Source organism: Polaromonas sp. (genome assembly GCF_012927485.1).
Lineage (GTDB): Bacteria > Pseudomonadota > Gammaproteobacteria > Burkholderiales > Burkholderiaceae_C > Polaromonas.
This window is the reverse complement of record NZ_JABBPC010000009.1, coordinates 233,920-251,387: the sequence shown is the minus strand read 5'-3', so window position 1 is coordinate 251,387 and position 17,468 is coordinate 233,920. Positions and strand designations below refer to the sequence as shown.

Below are 17,468 nucleotides of genomic sequence, written 5' to 3'. Positions count from 1 at the left end.
GCAAGACACGATTTTTTGAAATGCGCTAATCTGGCGTGCTAATTGTTGACCCCCCTGCTCTGGATAAACCACTATGGACATGAAGACCTCTCCCTTGGCCCTCCTTAAAGACGCCAGTCTTTTAAAAACCGACGCACTCATCAATGGCCAATGGGTGGCCGGAACGGCTCGCTTTGATGTGAATGACCCCTCTAATGGTCAGAAACTCGCGGACGTGTCGAATTTGGGACCGAAGGACGCCGAGGCGGCGATTGCGGCAGCCAATGCCGCCTGGCCTGCTTGGCGCAGCAAAACCGGTAAGGAGCGCCACGCTATCCTGATGAAATGGTTTCAGTTGATTATGGCCAATCAGGAAGACTTGGCGCGCATCATGACGGCCGAGCAGGGCAAGCCTTTTGCCGAGGCCAAAGGTGAAATCGCTTATGGCGCTAGTTTTGTCGAGTGGTTTGCCGAAGAAGCCAAGCGCGTCAATGGCGAGACGCTGCCCCAGTTTGACAACAATCGCCGACTGATGGTTCTCAAGCAACCCATCGGCGTCTGTGCAGCCATCACGCCCTGGAATTTTCCGCTGGCCATGATCACCCGCAAAGTCGCACCCGCCTTGGCTGCGGGTTGCCCGGTAGTGATCAAACCGGCCGAACTCACGCCGCTAACCGCGCTGGCTGCGGCGGAGTTGGCCCTGCGCGCAGGCATTCCAGCCGGCGTACTCAACGTGCTCACTGCCGACAGCGACAACAGCATCGCGATTGGCAAAGTGATTTGCGCCAGCGATGTCGTGCGTCATATCAGCTTTACCGGCTCCACTGAAGTTGGCCGTATTTTAATGGCGCAGAGCGCGCCGTCAGTCAAGAAACTCTCGCTGGAGCTTGGCGGCAACGCACCCTTTATCGTGTTTGACGACGCCGACATTGACTCGGCCGTAGAAGGCGCGATGGCCAGCAAGTACCGCAATGCAGGTCAGACTTGTGTCTGCGCCAATCGCCTGTATGTACAAGACGGGGTGTACGACCAATTTGTTGAGAAATTTGCGGCTAAAGTCAAAACGCTCAAGGTTGGTAACGGGTTTGAGGAAGGCGTTGCGCAGGGCCCGCTGATTGAAGACGCCGCCGTGGAAAAGGTGCAACGCCATGTGGCCGACGCCATTGCCAAGGGTGGCAAGCTGCTGGTAGGCGGCCATAAGCTGAAAGGCCAGTTCTTTGAGCCTACGGTGATCTCGGAAGCCAGCGCCGACATGCTCTGCGCCAAAGAAGAAACCTTTGGACCGTTTGCGCCGGTGTTCCGTTTCAAGCTCGAGCAGGAAGCCATTGACGCGGCCAACAACACCGAATTTGGACTGGCCAGCTATTTCTACAGCCGCGATGTAGGCCGCATTTTTCGAGTCGCCGAAGCGCTCGAATACGGCATGGTCGGTATCAACGTAGGGGTGATTGCCACTGAGCATGTTCCCTTCGGTGGTGTGAAGCAGTCCGGCCTCGGTCGCGAGGGTTCGCACCACGGTATGGACGAGTACATCGAATTGAAGTACCTGTGCCTTGGAGACATTCTTAAATGACCCGAAAATGCGTCACCCTCGCTGGCGCAGGCACCGCAGTCCGCCATTTTTAGCTTCTATAATCGAAGCAATCGCGGGTGTAGTTCAATGGTAGAACGGCAGCTTCCCAAGCTGCATACGAGGGTTCGATTCCCTTCACCCGCTCCAGTCAAAACAAAAGGCCCCTCGGGGCCTTTTTGCTGCGCGGGTTATGCGACCGCCAGCCGTTAGATCAGCTTCACACCGGTTTTGGCCTGCAAGGTTTCCAAAGTTACGCCGGGTGCCAACTCGACCACCTTGAGACCCTCGGGCGTCACATCCATTACCGCGAGATCGGTGATGATGCGGTTCACCACGCCCACCCCAGTCAGGGGCAGGGTGCAGTGTTGCAGGATTTTCAGGTCTTCGGTGCCGTCTTTCTTTTTGGCGACGTGCTCCATCAGAATGATCACGCGCTTTACGCCCGCGACGAGGTCCATGGCCCCGCCCATTCCCTTGACCATCTTGCCGGGGATCATCCAGTTCGCCAAGTCGCCTTTTTCGCTCACCTGCATGGCGCCCAAAATCGACAGGTTGACTTTTCCACCGCGGATCATGGCAAAGCTGTCATGGCTGCCAAAAATAGACGAGCCCTTGATGGTTGTCACGGTTTGTTTGCCAGCGTTGATCAGGTCGGCGTCGACTTTGTCATCGGTCGGGAACGGGCCGATTCCCAGCATCCCGTTTTCGGACTGTAGCCATACTTCCTTGTCTTCGGGTACAAAGTTGGCCACCAGCGTGGGGATGCCGATGCCGAGGTTCACGTAAAAACCATCTTCGAGTTCTTGGGCAGCACGCGCCGCCATTTGATCTTGAGACCAAGCCATGTTTAGACCCCCGCCTTTTCTGTGATTGTTCGTTTCTCGATGCGCTTTTCCGGGTGGGGGTTGTGCACGATGCGGTGCACGTAAATGCCGGGGAGGTGGACCTGGTCGGGCTCCATGGCACCGGTTTCCACCACTTCTTCGACTTCCACCACGCAAATCTTGCCCGCCATCGCGGCAGCGGGGTTGAAGTTACGGGCTGTGAGGTGAAATTGCAGGTTGCCCGACTTGTCGGCGCGGTGCGCCTTGACCAACGAGATCTCTGGGATCAGCGAGCGCTCCATGACATAGGTTTCCCCGTCAAACTCACGCAGTTCCTTGCCCTCGGCGACCAGGGTGCCGACCCCAGTTTTAGTGAAAAAAGCCGGGATGCCCGCCCCTCCGGAGCGCAGTTTTTCGGCCAGCGTGCCTTGTGGCGTAAATTCGAGTTCCAGTTCACCGGCCAGGTACTGGCGCTCGAACTCCTTGTTCTCGCCGACGTAACTGGAGATCATCTTTTTGATCTGCCGCGTTTCGAGCAGCTTGCCCAGACCGAAACCGTCAACACCCGCGTTGTTGGAAATGACAGTGAGGTTTTTCACGCCGCTGTCTCTCAGCGCATCGATCAGCGCCTCAGGAATGCCACATAAGCCAAAGCCGCCTACGGCCAGCAGTTGGCCGTCTTTGACGATGCCCTTGAGGGCCTCCGCTGCGGAGGAAAAAAGTTTGTTCAAAAAAGTCTCCTTATGTGGTTCGGAATTCTGCGCAGGCAACAACGATACTACCTAATAACGTACGTAGTTTTTCGTAAAGGTTAGCCCCAATGAACGTGGATTACCAGCTTGCTTTCGATCTGGCACCGGTGGGACTGGTGTTGTCCCGCAACCGCTCGATTGTTAATTGCAATCAGCATGTGTGTGAAATGTTTGGCGCTACCCGGGAACAGCTTGCCGGGGAGTCTTTTTTAATTCTCTATCCCAGCGTGGAAGAGTACGAGCGCATCGGTGCCCGCATGATTCCCATACTGAATGAGACCGGTATGTATTCCGACGACCGCATTATGAAACGTGTCGATGGACGTAACAAGAACGCGACCTTCTGGTGTCATGTGACAGGTCGGGCATTGAATCGCAGCGCGCCCCATGAAGCCGGTATCTGGACTTTTGAAGACCTGAGCGCGCGGCGTCCGGTCACCGTAGCGCTGACCGCGAGAGAGCGCGAGGTCGCTGCCCACCTGATGAAAGGGCTGACGTCCAAGGAAATTGGACGGGCCCTTGTCATTAGTCACCGCACCGTCGAAATTTATCGCGCTCGCCTGATGCGGAAGTACCGGGCATCAACGGCAGCCGATTTAGTGCATCGACTATTGGCCGGGTGAGCAAGACACTATTTTTTAACAGCGATAAGCAATTTAAAAAAGAAAGCTGCGTGGGCGAATGGCCATCGAGCCGGTGCACGCCGCCTTCACAACTTACGCCCTTGCGAGGTGGTCAAAAGGCAGCGCTTGCTTGACAAGGATGACCGTGCATGGCGCCTCCATCGCGACTTTGATGGGTACGGTTGCCAGCAAGCGCTGCAGCTGCAGTCCGTGTGTGGCGGCGCCCATCACAATGATGCTCACCTGATTGCCTTCGGCGTATCGAAGCAGGGCCTTTGCCACGTCGCCCGATTCAAGTATGTGGAAGGCGATTGTCTGGCGACCCATGTCGAGCGGCTGCGCCCATTGGCGCAGCATGCCAAGGTAGCGCCGATGAACGGTCGTTTCGCTGGACGAGGTGTTGTGGCCCGGCGTTTCGCTGGGGCTGATGACCGTCACACAAGCCAGCCGTGCGCCAGGGCTGCTTCCTAACACACGCGCCACCGCAGCCCGCAAAGAATACAGCGTGACGTCACTCACATCGTGGTTCGGTACCGCTACCATGATGATGGGTGCTTCATCGATCTGCCGCGACGGCATGGCACTTGGCTGGTAGTGCAGGCCTGCCGCGCGTAACCAGCGTTTGCTGTGAGCCCAAAAACCGGTGGAATGGGTGCGGCGCCCGAGATCAGTCACCTGCATCTGCTCCGGATGGGACAGGTCGAAGGCTAAATGAGCAGCGGACAAATAGCGCTTTGCGGCTTCGTTCTCCAGGCAGCGCAGAATCACCTCCTGCAGCCATTCGGGCAAGTCCGGCCGCCATTTACGCGGCGGTACCGGGTCCATCCACAGGCGCTGACGCAGCCCGCCTGTCGTCCCTGGATTTCCGAAAGGCAGCTCGCGCGTTGCGAGTTCGTAGAGTATGACGCCGATGGCGAAGAGATCGCTGCGGGGGTCGCCGCGCACGCCCACCACCTGCTCCGGTGACATCCAGGTGGGTGAACCAACGGCCGGGCGGAGTTCCTCCGCCAGCAGGTCCGGATAGTGGGCATGACACGACAAGCCGAAGTCCAGCAGGACCGCACTGCCGTCTGGCCGAATAAGCACATTGGCCGGTTTGAGGTCCAGGTGGCAAACGTTTTGCAAGTGCAGGCTGTGCACGGCTTGCGCTACGGCCGCCCCAAGCTGGGCGATCTCCGCGGGAGGCACGGGTTTGTCTGCCTCGTCAAGGCATTGTTGCAACGTGCGCCCTTGCACGTATTCCATGACCAAGTAGGGTAGCTTCTCCAGATCGCCGGAAGCAACCAGGCGCGGCACGTGCGTGCCCGTCAGCACGGACAGGATTTGAAGTTCCACTTCAAATCCGACTATGTTCTCGGCCCCGTCGCCCGCGGTCATGCGCGGCACCTTCATCACCATCGGAAAAGGTTCGCGCCGCGACGCGTCGGCAAAGCTGACTTGATAGATGTGCGCCATGCCGCCAGCATGCAGGCAGTCACCGACCCGAAAACCATCGATCACCATCCCGGGCTCTAGCAGTTTCACAGTCCAAGCTCCAGCCGCTGTGCAAAAAATTCGGGTAATCCCGCTGCGCGAATGTCGTCCGCAGCGGCCATGTGGTCATAGGCGACCCGGTGAAATGTGAGCTCGGCACGGGCCGCGTTAAATATCGCGTACATGGCATCGGGATTGCCGTCGCGCGGTTGTCCAACTGAGCCTACGGTCGCGATCCAGCGGCGGTGCGGCGGTACCGGAATCGGCACGCCTGGCACCGGCTGGAATCGCATGAGACCGTGGCCCGCACCGTGGAAATAAAGACTCTGCTCGTGAACATGGCCGCCGAAGACATAGCGGACGCCGGGATGCTCGCAGGCGGTGTTCAGACTGGCCGCAGCGCGATGCTCGTTGTCCACGTAGTACCAGCGGTGCGGCGCATCGGCGCTGGCATGAACCAGATAGACTGCACCGTCGATTGCGGACATTGGCAAAGTGTCCAGAAAGCTCAGGTCCGCCGCGTCGAGCTGCCGATGAGTCCAGTCAGCGCCACCCTCGTCCAAAGTACGCGCATGCTCGGGCGGCGTAACGGCCAGCTCGTCGTGGTTGCCTTTCAGAACGATGGCCCCCGCTCGCACCAGCTTGCGCAGACGTCTTATCACTTCAACCGGTTGAGCCCCATAGCCGACCGAGTCACCCAGCACGGCGAAACGGTCCGCTCCACAAGTTTCCGCGTGTGCGAGGCAGGCCTCCAGCGCGCGCGGGTTGGCGTGAATGTCGGACAGTAAGGCAGTTTTCATGATGCGGCTTAACAGGGGATTCAGTTTGGACTTGTACGCTGCTTCCAAGCTAACGCCGTCGCCATTGCCTATAGTATCGCCATGCCGCCCGTCCATCGACCACGACAGCCGCTTATCCGCCGGTCGTTGATCTCTCCGTTATGCTTTGTACCGGCTGGCAAGTCTGATGCAAAAGAAATGCAGCCATGAACCAAGTAAGCACTGCAGCCGGCGCAGCCGCAGCTTGCGCGGTGCGGGCGAGCGCGCGCTCAGCTTAGCCGGCCCATTGATCTTCAGCGCGCCACCAGCACGGGCACTGGCGATTCGGCGACCACTTTGGCCGCCACGCTGCCCATCATGAGTCGGGCCATGCCAGTGCGACCGTGCGAGCCCACCACGATAAGGTCTGCGCCTTCATCTTTGGCCATCTGCACGATGCCGGTCGACGCGGTCACGTTTTCCGCCATGCGTGCCTGCAGGTCCACCGGTGCTCCGCCCTGGCCGGACAACACGACCACCTTGGCGTGGGCCTGCGCCGCGTACTCGTGGGCCGCCGACATATAGGCTTGGAAGCCTAATGGGTTGGCCTCGCCAATGCCCAGATAGGGATAGGGGTCCACCACGTACAGCGCGGTAAGTTTTGCGCCATGGGTGCGCGCCAGGTTGATCGCCAATTGCGCCGCGTGTTCGGACGAGGGGGAGCCATCGGTGGCCAGGAGGATGTGCTTGAACATAGTTATTTCGCTTCGAGGTTTAGTGGTGGTTAATCGCTCATTATGTTGCGGCCATCGCACGCCGACTTTCTTGATATGCATCAAGCCTGCGGCGAGCAATCGTTGGCGAGTCTTCGCAATGCTTTGAAAGCTGCAGAAAAGATAGCTGACCGGACTTATTTTGAGAAGTCTGAAAGGCCGAGTCAGTTTTCGATACGGGAAAAGTAGAGCTACATTCATTAGTGCATCGTCTAAGCCAACGGCAGTGATTTTTGAAATTATTTTTGGGCAAAATGGTTACCTAAAATAAACTGGTGGTAATAAATGCGCACGCCGCTAGTTATCAAAAAAATAGTAACCAGCCGGGCCTGTGAGGCGAAGGAAAGGCTCTCTTTAAAGCTATCCCACACCTGACAATAAGCGCATTTGCATCAGGCGGGTGGCCTCTCGGTCTTGGGCTTAAAGTCGCACCATGTCGCCACTGCGCACTGCCAGCACAGCGGCTTGCGAGCCATGCAGACATAACGCCCGAGCAATATCAGCCAGTGGTGCGCATCCACCAGATACTCGGAAGGAATGCGTTGGATGAGCTTCAGCTCCACCTCCAAAGGCGTTCTGCCAGGTGCCAGTCCGGTGCGGTTACCGACGCGAAATATATGTGTATCGACCGCCATGGTGGCCTCACCGAACGCGGAATTGAGCACGACGTTTGCCGTTTTTCGCCCCACGCCCGGCAGGGCTTCCAGCGCTTCACGGGTACGCGGCACCTGACCAGCATGCTTTTCAAGCAGTATCTCGCAGGTTGCAAGGAGGTTTTTGGCTTTGGTGTGGTAGAGACCGATGGTTTTGATGGCCGCCTCCAGGCCGTCCAGGCCCAGATCCAGGATGGCCTGCGGCGTGTTGGCCACCGGGAATAGCTTGCGCGTGGCCTTGTTGACGCTGACGTCCGTGGCCTGCGCCGAGAGCAGCACGGCGGTCAATAATTCAAACACGCTCGTATACTCCAACTCGGTAACGGGCTGTGGGTTGGCCGCTTTTAAGGTGGCGAAAAACAGCTCTATGGTTTCCTTCTTCATGGATCAATTCTCCCATGCCACTGCCTACAGCATTGCACTTTGCCGCTCGCCTTAATAACGTGGAAACCTCTGCCATTCGGGAGCTTTTTAAACTGCTGGGCAAGCCCGGGATCATTAGTTTCGCGGGCGGTTTTCCTGACCCCGCCATGTTTGATGTCGATGGCATTCGTGAAGCCGTCAACGCCGCCCTGCGAGAGGAGCCCGGCGCGGCGCTGCAATATGGCGCCACTGAAGGCTATAACCCGCTGCGTGAGCAACTTGCCGCCTTCATGGCAACCAAGGGCGCCACCGTAGCAGCCGGTGAACTAATTGTGACCACCGGCAGCCAGCAGGCGCTGGACCTGCTCGGCAAAACCATGATTTCGCCTGGTGACAAGGTGATTGTGGAAGGCCCGACTTTTCTCGCCACTATTCAGTGCTTCCGGCTGTATGGGGCAGAACTCATCAGTGCGCCTATTGACGCTCACGGCGTTAAAACTGATGTACTGGAAGACCTGATTGTCGAGCATCGGCCTAAATTTGTTTATTTGATTCCGACTTTTGGTAACCCGAGTGGAGCCCTGCTGAGCCTGGAGCGCCGAAAAAAAGTGCTGGAACTGGCGGTCAAATACAACACGCTCATTGTGGAAGACGATCCTTATGGCGATCTGTATTTTGGCGCGGCGCCACCACCGTCATTGCTGGCTCTGAGCGACAGCGTGCCAGGGAGCCGCAAGTTGCTGGCGTATTGCGGCTCGCTCAGCAAGGTGCTGTCGCCCGGGCTCCGGGTGGGGTGGATGATTGGCCATCCAGAGCTACTGGCTAAAGCCACCATGTGCAAGCAGTTCAGTGACGCCCACACCAGCACCTTTGCCCAAGCCACGGCGGCCCAATACCTGAAAGCTGGTCGCATGCCGGCTACGTTGGCTCATGTACGCAGGATGTACGCCGAACGCGCTGCGGCCATGGGCAACGCGTTGAAGCGTGAACTAGGGGAGTCGATAGCGTTTGAGCCGCCAGGCGGTGGACTGTTCTTTTGGGCCCGGTTGACGGGGGACCAAGGCGGTCTCACGGATGCCGGCGAATTCGCCAAACGCGCCATTGAAAAAGGGGTGGCGTTTGTTCCCGGCGCGCCGTTTTATGCCTCGAATCCTGATTTCTCGACGCTGAGGCTGAGCTTTGCGACGGCCGATGTGGACAAGATTAGGGAAGGGATAGCCCGTCTCGGCCAAGCGCTAACTGGCTAACCCGGCAGGCGTCCTTAGGTGCGGCGGGCAGCGCTTGTACCCAGGGTCATGGTGATGAACAAATGCCGAGCTAGCCGACTGCTCATTTTTACAGAGCTTACCCTTGTGCCATCTTAGAGGGCGGGCTAGGATCAGGAGTCGCCACCGCGCGAGGTGCGCTGGGCGGCATCCTTCGCAGGAGTTCTCATGCCACAGCTCATCGCATCCGTGCAAGGCGTCGAAGTCAAGCGCATTTATTTAAAAAATGATCGGACGACGCTTGGACGCAAGCCTCATAACGACATCGTTTTTGACGATATGGCGATCAGTGGTGAGCATTGTGTGTTTGAACTCCGCGGTATAGCGGAGGTGTTTGTCGAAGACGTTGGCAGCACCAATGGAACCTATATCAACGGTCACATTGTCAAGTCCCGGCAACTGCTTCGAAACAAGGACACCCTCACTATCGGCAATTTCAGGGTGCAGTTTTTCTCGGCTTCCGAGCACGGCGAGCCAAGCGTTCAACCGAAGACGGTCACCATGTCGCTGGAGGCTATCGGCGTTCCAGGCACCAGCGGCGCGCTCCACGCCAGCCTCAAACTGCTGTCGGGCACCTCTCCCGGACTGGAGGTGCCAGTGGTCAAAGCCGTGACGACTTTTGGTCAGCCGGGTGTTGCCATCGTGTCGATCTCTCACCGGCGCGACGGGTACTACGTGGTACACATGCATGGCGAGACGCCCTCCACATTGAATGGAAAAGCGATTGGCCCCGAGGCGATTCCTTTGACCCACAATGATGTGCTAAATCTGGCGGGAACCGAGCTGGAGTTCCTTCTGAAGGGGCGGTGACTTTTAAGGCGCCTCAATGATGGGTTGCTGATGCCGTGACTCCGCTATAACTCCAGGATGAAAAGAAATCAATTAAGCACCGGCCTCGTTTATTCCACCGACGCAGGTCGAATGTGCCCCGACTGTCGCAAACCCATTGCAGGCTGCATTTGCAGACAGGTCCAGGTGGCTTCCAGATCGGAGGGTGTTGTGCGCGTTTCCAGAGACACAAAAGGTCGCGGTGGCAAGACGGTGACTTTGGTGAGGGGTCTCGCGCTGGATGAGCCGTCGCTAGTCCAGCTGGGGAAGCAGCTCAAGGCCGCGTGCGGTTCGGGGGGGACAGTGAAAGACGGCGTGATTGAGGTTCAGGGCGATCATTGCAATCTGGTGATGCAGGCACTACAAAGACTGGGTTATACGGCCAAGCGGGCGGGCGGCTAGCTTGAATCCTGAAGACTTATTGCTGTTGCTGACGCGTGAAATGCCTTATGGAAAATACAAGGGGCGATTGATTGCGGATTTGCCAGGCCATTACCTGAACTGGTTTGCCCGTGACGGCTTCCCGAAGGGAGAAATTGGGCGCCTGCTGGCGCTGATGCAGGAGATAGACCACAACGGTCTCTCGTCGCTTCTGGATCCTCTTCGCAAGCGTTAAGACGCTTGCGGACCCTGCGCAAGACATCGCCCTATAACCGGGGCATAGAGAGGGCTCACTACCAGCGGCGCCATGCCAACATGGGGATTGCTGTTTGTTTCTGCAATCCGCACAGCCCGTGGCAGCGAGACGCAAATGAGGACGTCAATGGCTTGGTTCTCCAGTTCTTGTCAAAGGGGACGACTCCGTCTGGGTCGGGCCGGGAGCAGCGAGATACGGTTGCCGATCTGACGAATGGCCAGCCCAGGAAAACTCTGGACGGGTGCACGCCGCATCGGGCCTGCAGTGCCCGACTTGCCAAGCTTGAGGGCTCGGTGCGAAACAGCCAATAAACTAACAGCGCGTTGCGTTGCTTTTGGAGTTGAGTAGGCTGTTATAAGAGTTCCACTACAACCGGTACGTGGTCGCTCGGACGTTCGTTTTTACGCGGCGATTTATCGATCACGCAGCTTGTTACCTTCGGTTTGAGCGCCTGGCTGACCAGAATATGATCAATCCGCAGGCCGCGGTTGCGCCGGAATGCAAACTCCCGATAGTCCCACCACGAGTAGCTTTTTTCAGGCTGCTCAAACATGCGAAAGGCATCGGTTAGGCCCAGGTCGAGCAGCGCCAAAAAGTGCTGACGTTCTTCTGTGGTGTGGTGAATGGTTTCGCGAAGGCCCTCGGGGTCATAAGTGTCGCGGTCATCGACCGTGATATTGAAGTCACCCACCAGCACCAGATTGGGGTGCTGGTGTAGCTCTGTCCGCAGCCAATCGCGCAAGCCGGTCAGCCATTTCATCTTGTACTCGAATTTTTCGCTACCGGGTGCTTGGCCGTTCACAAAATAGCCGTTGATCACACGCACTTCCCCGGCGGGTGTGTCCAGCGTCACGGCAATCAATCGTGATTGCTCGTCGGTGAAGCCAGCCATGTTTTTCACGATATTGCGTGCCGGTGTGCGGCTCAAAATGGCCACTCCGTTATAAGTTTTCTGACCAAATACGGCGCTGTGGTAGCCCGCATCCTGCAGCTCTTTCAGGGGGAACTTGTCATCGCTGAGCTTGAGTTCCTGCAGGCACAACACATCGACCGGATTGGCTGCGAGCCAGCTCAGCACCTGCGGCAGCCGCACCGTCAGCGAATTGATGTTCCAGGTCGCAATTTTCATGATCTTGCCAAGCTAGCCTAAAAAGGTGTTGCGCCGCTGTTAAATATGGAGCGATGCAAGGGCGCCCAGCAGCAGGCCAACACCGGCTAAAGCGAACATCCCATACTCCAGCCACTTCTTTCGCGTCAGCAAGGCAATCGCCGCCAGGGCGATAGACACCTGTAACACCGTGGTGGCCTGCGCCCAGCGGTGGTGCTGGTGCATTTGCTCGTCGGACGACTTGTCCCAAGTTGTCGCTTCGCTCTCCAGCTTCTCGGCGCCCGTTTTAATATCGCTTTTTTCCTTGTCGTAGCGCTCGATCCGGCTCTGGTAGACCGCTTTTTTATCTGCTGGCGCCAAGTCGCGGGCAAATTCAGACAGCGACTGCTTCGTGCTCTTGGCCTGATAGTAGTTCCACTGATTGGCAGCCTCAGTCTTCTTGATCGCGGCGTTGTTTTTATAAAGACCGGCGTTGGCTTGCGTGGCGCCACCCATATACGAAAAAATAGCGCCAATGGTGGCAATGACGGCTGTCACGACTGCGATCTGCGCGGTCATGCCGCCGCTGTCGTGCCCGGTCTCTGCGGCATGCTCAAGTTCGTGATCGTGTGGTCCGTGCACGTGAAATCCGTCTTCTGACATGTCAATTTTCCTTGTGTTTGCAGTAACTGATAAAACTGAAATTCAGCCCGGTAGAGGAAATGTGATCTTCCCTCGCGGCTTCTATCCATTCGGGGCCGAGTTGGGGCGCCAGCGCATCCCCTTCGAAATCCTGGGCAATTTCGGTGACCTCGATGCGATCTGCCAAAGGCTCGGCTTGCGCATAGATTTGCGCGCCTCCAATGACCCAAACCTCCTCGGACTGGCGGCACAGTTTCAACGCCGCATCGAGGCTGGTGGCCGGCATGCTGCCGTTTTCGTCCCAGCCCGGCTGGCGCGTGATGACCACGTTGGTGCGGCCCGGCAAAGGGCGGAACTTGCGTGGTAGCGAATCCCAGGTTTTTCGTCCCATGATGACGGGCCAGCCTTGGGTGAGGCGCTTGAAATGCGCCAGATCTTCCGGCAGGTGCCAGGGCATGGCGTTGTTGATGCCGATCACGCCGTTGGCGGCGCGCGCGAAGATCAGGTTGATGCTCGGCAAAGAGTTGGTCGAAGAGCGTTGCATGAGCCTCCCTTTAGACGCCATCAAACGGCCACTGGCGCTTTGATCGCCGGATGGTGCTGGTAGTCTAAAAATTCAAAATCTTCGAACTGGTAGTCGAGGATTGAATCAGGCTTGCGCTTGATGTTCAGCGTCGGGTAAGGCAGGGGTGCACGACTCAGCTGCAAGGTCACCTGTTGCTGGTGGTTGCTGTAAATGTGGCAATCGCCGCCGGTCCAGATGAAATCGCCCACGCGCAGTCCGCATTGCTGTGCCACCATGTGGGTGAGGAGGGCGTAGCTGGCAATATTGAAAGGAACGCCGAGGAAGATGTCAGCACTGCGCTGGTAAAGCTGGCAGCTCAGCTTGCCCGGTTGGCCTGCCACCTCAGAAGGCGCGACGTAAAACTGGAACAGGGCGTGGCAAGGCATGAGCGCCATTTTGGAAAGGTCGGCCACGTTCCATGCGCTGACGATAATTCGGCGCGAATCGGGATTGGTTTTTAGCGTCTTGATGACTTCGGCGATCTGGTCAATATGGCCGCCATCCGCCGTCGGCCAGCTGCGCCATTGCACGCCATAGACCGGTCCCAGGTCGCCATCCTCGCGTGCCCACTCATTCCAGATCGTGACGCCGCGCTCTTTCAACCAGTTGTTGTCGCTTGATCCCTGCAAAAACCACAGTAATTCCTGCACGATGGATTTGAGGTGAACTTTTTTGGTGGTCACCAGCGGAAAACCTTCGTTGAGGTCGAACCGCATCTGGTAGCCAAACACGCTTTTGGTACCGGTACCCGTGCGATCGGCCTTGAATGCACCGTGGGTGTCCACATGGCGCATGAATTCTTCGTACTGCGAGCGGATCGGGCGGGCGGAATTTTGCAGGGTCATGCGAGGAGGCAGGGAGGCCTGCGGTTAGCCGTTCGGCGAACGGCTTAATTTTGGTTACTGGATTGCGAGTGTAGGAGGTTTGAGCGGCGGTTTGCAGGGGCGTGAATCAGCGTGTCAGGTTTCGCTTGAGTTCCTTGAGCAGCACGACTACCTGGCTGGAGGCATACCGATAGCTGCCGTCAAGGGTTTTTCGGGCCGCTTCGAGATTGTTGCCCTGTACCTGTGCCACAACCGTGGAGGCTTGGGTATGAAAATACTGGTGCCGCGCTACCAATATCTGGAACGTCGGGTACTTGCCCAACCGCTCTCCACCTCGACCGTGCAGCCACTTACCCAGCTCGCAGTGGTCGTCCAGGGCTACCGCGTCGGTCTGTAGAGCCTCGTTGGACGTGTGATCCACGTAGTTCTGCAAGCGTAGCTTCCAGTTTTCGTGGATCGAAATAGCATTGTCGATATCGATCTCTGCCAGCACAAGCGCGGCAGCTTTTGCGTCGAGTCCCAGCTGGCTTGCCAAGCTTGCCTGTTTCGACGAAACGGCATCGGCCTTGTCAAGATTGAACAATCGGTTGAAAAATCCCATAACGTATATTCCCCAATTCAGATGTGGAGGCGCTGAAAGAATGCGTCAAAAAATTTTTTCTCATGGATTCAAAAAGAGCAACATGAGCTTACACCGATGAGGCACCCTCCGCTACCGCCTGATCACCCGCCCAGGGTTCATGATGTTTTGCGGGTCCAGCGCCTGCTTGATCGCCCGCATCATATGCAGGGCGACCGGCGATTTGTGTTGCTCGAGCTTGTCTAGTTTGAGGCTGCCTACACCGTGCTCTGCAGAAATCGAGCCGCCAAAGTGCGCCACCGAGTCATAAACCAGTGAATTGACCTGTTCTTCATGGTCGCGCAGAAAGGCCTGCGAATTCCCGTCGGCCGGCGCTTGCACGTTGTAATGCAGGTTGCCGTCGCCTAAATGACCAAAGTTAACCAGACGCACACCCGGCAGCACTTGCAGCAGCAAAGCGTCGGTAATTTCCACGAACTCCGGAATGCGCGAAACTGCGACCGAGATGTCGTGCTTGATATTCAGACCTTCCTCGGCTTGCGCCAAGGGAATGCTTTCCCGGATCTGCCAGAGCTGCTGCGCCTGGCTCAGATTTTCGGCGACGACCGCATCGGTCACGCAACCCTGTTCCAGCGCGGTCTCAAGGAGGCGCTCAAACTGGGCTCTGGCGTGGGTTTCGGACTCCTGGTCGGAGTTTTCCAGCAGCACGCAGAACGCCGTGTTTTCGTACAAGGGCACACGCAGCTGGTTGAAGTTTTTTGCCACCAAGCTGAGCGCAAATCGCCCCATCACCTCAAACCCCGTCAGGCCTGCGCCTAAATGTTGGTGGGCCAGTCCAAGCAGGCTCACGGCATCTTTCATCGAAGGCACGGCGGCCCAGGCGGTGAGTTGCGCGACAGGCTGGGGATAAAGCTTGAGCGTGGCGGCGGTGATGATGCCCAGTGTGCCTTCGCTGCCCACGAACAGGTCGCGCAGGTCGTAACCGGTGTTGTCCTTGCGCAGGCCCGAAAGTCCGTTCCAGATATCGCCTCCGGCCGTCACCACTTCCAGGCCCAGGCATAAATCACGTGCATTGCCGTAGCGCAGCACTTGCGTGCCACCCGCGTTGGTCGCCAGATTGCCGCCCAGGGTGCAGCTGCCTTCCGCCGCCAGGCTTAGCGGGAACAGAAAACCGGCTTTTTCGGCAGTGTCTTGCAAGTTTTGCAAGATGCAACCGGCCTCTACGGTGACGGTAAGATTCGCCACGTCCAACTCCCGCACTGCATTCATGCGCTGCAAGCTCAGCACCACCTGCTGGCCGGAGGCATCGGGCGTTGAGCCCACCACCAGTCCGGTGTTGCCGCCCTGCGTGACGATGCTCACCTGGGCTGCTGAGCAGGCCTTGACGATGGCGGCGACTTCGGCGGTATTGGCCGGCCTGACGACGGCCAGCGCCTTGCCACGTGCGCGTTTTCGCCAGTCCTGCTCCCAAGCCGTCAGGTCGCCTTCGAAAAGAACCTGCGACGGACCGACGATCCGCCGTAGCGTAACGAGTAGCGCTTCAAGCGCGCTCATAGGGGACTGCCTCCGGGAATGGCTGGGGTAGCGGGCGCCGGCGCATTTTTAAGGCGCACCCGAACATGCAGCGCGCAGGCGGTAAAAAGCAGCAGGCACAGCACAATTTCCAGCATGCCCAAGTAGTTTCCCGGTGCACGGTCACTCCACGCCCGCACGGCGCCTTCGGTGAAATAAATCCAGACCATCAGGCTGACCCAGCGGTAGGTGTACATGCGTTTTCTCAGGATGCCCGCCAGGGGAATGCACAAAGGCAGTACCTTAAGGGCCAGCAGCGAGCCCCCTGGCCGTATTGGCGCCAGCCACATTTCCCAGGCCAGGCCCAGCACAATGAGTCCTATCAGGCTGGTAAGGGCCAGCCACCGTGTCATTTCAATTTGGTTTGCTTTGTTCATGTTCATCTTTGGGTCAATGGCATGATACCGGGGATGAAAATTCCGCAGTCTCTGCAGGCCTTGCTCACCGAGTTGTCTCATTTCCCATGGCGCTACACCGCCATGACCCTGCGTGAGCGCTTTCGTGAAGACCACATGGGCCTGACCGCCAGCAGCCTGACCTTCACCACCTCGATTGCATTGGTGCCCTTCTTAACCGTGGCGCTGGCCGTTTTTACCGCTTTTCCGATGTTTTCCAAGTTGGAGGGCGCGCTGCAGGGCTGGTTGATTCAGAGCCTGATCCCGGACAACATTGCCCGGCAAGTGCTGGGCTATTTGACCCAGTTCAGCAAGCAGGCCAGCAAGTTGGGCGGCGCTGGCCTGGCGGTGCTGCTGGTGACAGCAATCGCGCTGATCCTGACGATAGATCACACCCTTAACGGTATCTGGCGGGTAAAAAAACTGCGGCCCCTGGCGCAGCGGGTGTTGATTTATTGGGCCGCCATCACGCTCGGTCCGCTGTTGTTGGCGGCCAGCCTGGCGCTGACTTCTTACGTGTTGTCAGCCTCCTCGGGACTCGTCGGTACCATGCCCGTTAGCGTGCGGTTTTTACTCGACCTGGTGCAGTTTTTTCTGGTGGCCGGCGGTATGGCGGCGCTGTACCGCTACGTACCCAATACGTTTGTTAAATGGGCCCATGCCTGGTCGGGCGGCCTGTTCGTTGCCGCAGGCATAGAAATAGCCAAAAAGGTGTTGACTCTTTACCTGGCGGCTATGCCGACCTACTCACTGGTTTATGGTGCGTTTGCAACCTTGCCGATCTTGCTGGTGTGGATTTACGTGTCGTGGGTCATCGTCTTGATGGGCGCAGTGATTGCGGCCTACTTGCCCAGTTTGCTGGCTGGCGTGGCGCGCCGGGGTAGTGCGCATGGCTGGCTTTTTCAGTTGGCGATTGAGGTGCTGCAGCAACTGGAGAAGGCACGCGCCACGGCCCGCAAGGGAGTAAGCGCGTCGCAATTGTCGAGTTTGCTTCAGGTGGATGTGCTGCAATTGGAGCCGGTGCTGGAGACGCTGGTGGCGTTGGACTGGGTCGGGCAGCTCAACGACGCGGAAGGCCGCGCCGAATCGCGCTACCTGCTGCTGGCAGATCCAGGGGCCACTTTGCTGGAGCCGCTGATGCAGCTGTTGCTGCTAGACAAGGCCGAGTCGATGGGCAAGTTGTGGGGCAAAGCCCAATGGCCCGCAATACGCCTGAGCGACGCGCTATAAGTGAAGCGTTTGGCGTAGCGATAATAGTTAAGTAGCTGGGGCCCGGCAGCCAGACGGGCACCGTACCATGGC

At 57.9% G+C, this 17,468-nt stretch carries 20 protein-coding genes and 1 tRNA gene; 8 read left to right on the top strand and 13 right to left on the bottom strand.

Annotated elements, in window-relative coordinates; all coding sequences use genetic code 11:
• Positions 1–73 precede the first annotated feature (73 nt).
• Both HHJ16_RS03795 and HHJ16_RS03790 read left to right on the top strand, forming a co-directional pair.
• Entirely contained in the window at positions 74–1,552 is a 1,479-nt protein-coding gene (locus HHJ16_RS03795; RefSeq protein WP_293640762.1) for an NAD-dependent succinate-semialdehyde dehydrogenase, read from the top strand.
• A gap of 73 nt (positions 1,553–1,625) precedes the next feature.
• Positions 1,626–1,699: transfer RNA gene (locus HHJ16_RS03790), tRNA-Gly, on the top strand.
• Between the two features lie 59 nt (positions 1,700–1,758).
• Here HHJ16_RS03790 and HHJ16_RS03785 read toward each other — a convergent pair.
• Entirely contained in the window at positions 1,759–2,397 is a 639-nt protein-coding gene (locus HHJ16_RS03785) for a CoA transferase subunit B (RefSeq protein WP_293640760.1), read from the bottom strand.
• Positions 2,398–2,399: 2 nt separating this feature from the next.
• Positions 2,400–3,107, bottom strand: coding sequence for a CoA transferase subunit A (locus HHJ16_RS03780; RefSeq protein WP_293640758.1), 708 nt, complete (start codon positions 3,105–3,107; stop codon positions 2,400–2,402).
• An 89-nt stretch (positions 3,108–3,196) separates the two neighbouring features.
• Between HHJ16_RS03780 and HHJ16_RS03775 the strand changes: the two genes are divergently transcribed.
• Positions 3,197–3,751, top strand: a complete 555-nt coding sequence (locus HHJ16_RS03775; RefSeq protein ID WP_293640756.1) for a PAS and helix-turn-helix domain-containing protein — start codon at positions 3,197–3,199, stop codon at positions 3,749–3,751.
• Between the two features lie 93 nt (positions 3,752–3,844).
• On the opposite strand, the gene HHJ16_RS03770 is transcribed toward HHJ16_RS03775, so the two are convergent.
• The 4 genes from HHJ16_RS03770 to nth form a co-directional block, all read right to left on the bottom strand.
• A complete protein-coding gene (locus HHJ16_RS03770; protein ID WP_293640754.1) occupies positions 3,845–5,275 on the bottom strand; it encodes a bifunctional serine/threonine-protein kinase/universal stress protein in 1,431 nt (476 codons plus the stop codon).
• On the bottom strand, positions 5,272–6,024 hold the full coding sequence (locus tag HHJ16_RS03765; protein WP_293640753.1) for a metallophosphoesterase family protein: 753 nt from the start codon (positions 6,022–6,024) through the stop codon (positions 5,272–5,274). The genes HHJ16_RS03770 and HHJ16_RS03765 overlap by 4 nt, the downstream gene beginning before the upstream one ends.
• Positions 6,025–6,296: 272 nt before the next feature.
• Entirely contained in the window at positions 6,297–6,737 is a 441-nt protein-coding gene (locus tag HHJ16_RS03760; protein WP_293640752.1) for a universal stress protein, read from the bottom strand.
• A 410-nt stretch (positions 6,738–7,147) separates the two neighbouring features.
• Entirely contained in the window at positions 7,148–7,792 is a 645-nt protein-coding gene (gene nth / locus HHJ16_RS03755; RefSeq protein WP_293640750.1) for an endonuclease III, read from the bottom strand.
• Positions 7,793–7,824: 32 nt separating this feature from the next.
• Here nth and HHJ16_RS03750 point away from each other — a divergent pair, with 32 nt between their 5' ends.
• The 4 genes from HHJ16_RS03750 (at position 7,825) to HHJ16_RS03735 (ending at position 10,480) form a co-directional block, all read left to right on the top strand.
• Entirely contained in the window at positions 7,825–9,018 is a 1,194-nt protein-coding gene (locus HHJ16_RS03750; RefSeq protein ID WP_293640810.1) for a PLP-dependent aminotransferase family protein, read from the top strand.
• Positions 9,019–9,204: 186 nt separating this feature from the next.
• Positions 9,205–9,846, top strand: a complete 642-nt coding sequence (locus HHJ16_RS03745) for an FHA domain-containing protein (RefSeq protein WP_293640748.1) — start codon at positions 9,205–9,207, stop codon at positions 9,844–9,846.
• 57 nt (positions 9,847–9,903) lie between these two features.
• Positions 9,904–10,266 carry a translation initiation factor Sui1 gene (locus HHJ16_RS03740; RefSeq protein ID WP_293640746.1) on the top strand — a complete coding sequence of 121 codons (363 nt, stop codon included), beginning with the start codon at positions 9,904–9,906 and terminating at the stop codon, positions 10,264–10,266.
• A 1-nt stretch (position 10,267) separates the two neighbouring features.
• A complete protein-coding gene (locus HHJ16_RS03735) occupies positions 10,268–10,480 on the top strand; it encodes a DUF3820 family protein (RefSeq protein ID WP_293640744.1) in 213 nt (70 codons plus the stop codon).
• A 373-nt stretch (positions 10,481–10,853) separates the two neighbouring features.
• Here HHJ16_RS03735 and xth read toward each other — a convergent pair whose 3' ends face one another.
• The 7 genes from xth to HHJ16_RS03700 form a co-directional block, all read right to left on the bottom strand.
• On the bottom strand, positions 10,854–11,630 hold the full coding sequence (gene xth, locus HHJ16_RS03730) for an exodeoxyribonuclease III (protein ID WP_293640742.1): 777 nt from the start codon (positions 11,628–11,630) through the stop codon (positions 10,854–10,856).
• Positions 11,631–11,669: 39 nt separating this feature from the next.
• A complete protein-coding gene (locus tag HHJ16_RS03725; protein WP_293640740.1) occupies positions 11,670–12,251 on the bottom strand; it encodes a DUF4337 domain-containing protein in 582 nt (193 codons plus the stop codon).
• Position 12,252: 1 nt separating this feature from the next.
• Entirely contained in the window at positions 12,253–12,774 is a 522-nt protein-coding gene (locus tag HHJ16_RS03720; RefSeq protein WP_293640738.1) for a dihydrofolate reductase, read from the bottom strand.
• A gap of 20 nt (positions 12,775–12,794) precedes the next feature.
• Positions 12,795–13,634 carry a thymidylate synthase gene (locus HHJ16_RS03715; protein ID WP_293640808.1) on the bottom strand — a complete coding sequence of 280 codons (840 nt, stop codon included), beginning with the start codon at positions 13,632–13,634 and terminating at the stop codon, positions 12,795–12,797.
• A 112-nt stretch (positions 13,635–13,746) separates the two neighbouring features.
• Entirely contained in the window at positions 13,747–14,220 is a 474-nt protein-coding gene (locus HHJ16_RS03710; RefSeq protein WP_293640736.1) for a CZB domain-containing protein, read from the bottom strand.
• A gap of 111 nt (positions 14,221–14,331) precedes the next feature.
• Positions 14,332–15,753, bottom strand: a complete 1,422-nt coding sequence (locus HHJ16_RS03705) for an FAD-binding oxidoreductase (protein WP_293640734.1) — start codon at positions 15,751–15,753, stop codon at positions 14,332–14,334.
• Complete coding sequence (locus tag HHJ16_RS03700) at positions 15,750–16,148, bottom strand: DUF2069 domain-containing protein (protein WP_293640732.1); 399 nt, start codon at positions 16,146–16,148, stop codon at positions 15,750–15,752. The genes HHJ16_RS03705 and HHJ16_RS03700 overlap by 4 nt, the downstream gene beginning before the upstream one ends.
• Before the next feature lie 33 nt (positions 16,149–16,181).
• On the opposite strand from HHJ16_RS03700, the gene HHJ16_RS03695 reads away from it, so the two are divergent.
• Complete coding sequence (locus tag HHJ16_RS03695; RefSeq protein ID WP_293640730.1) at positions 16,182–17,396, top strand: YihY family inner membrane protein; 1,215 nt, start codon at positions 16,182–16,184, stop codon at positions 17,394–17,396.
• Positions 17,397–17,468 lie beyond the last annotated feature (72 nt).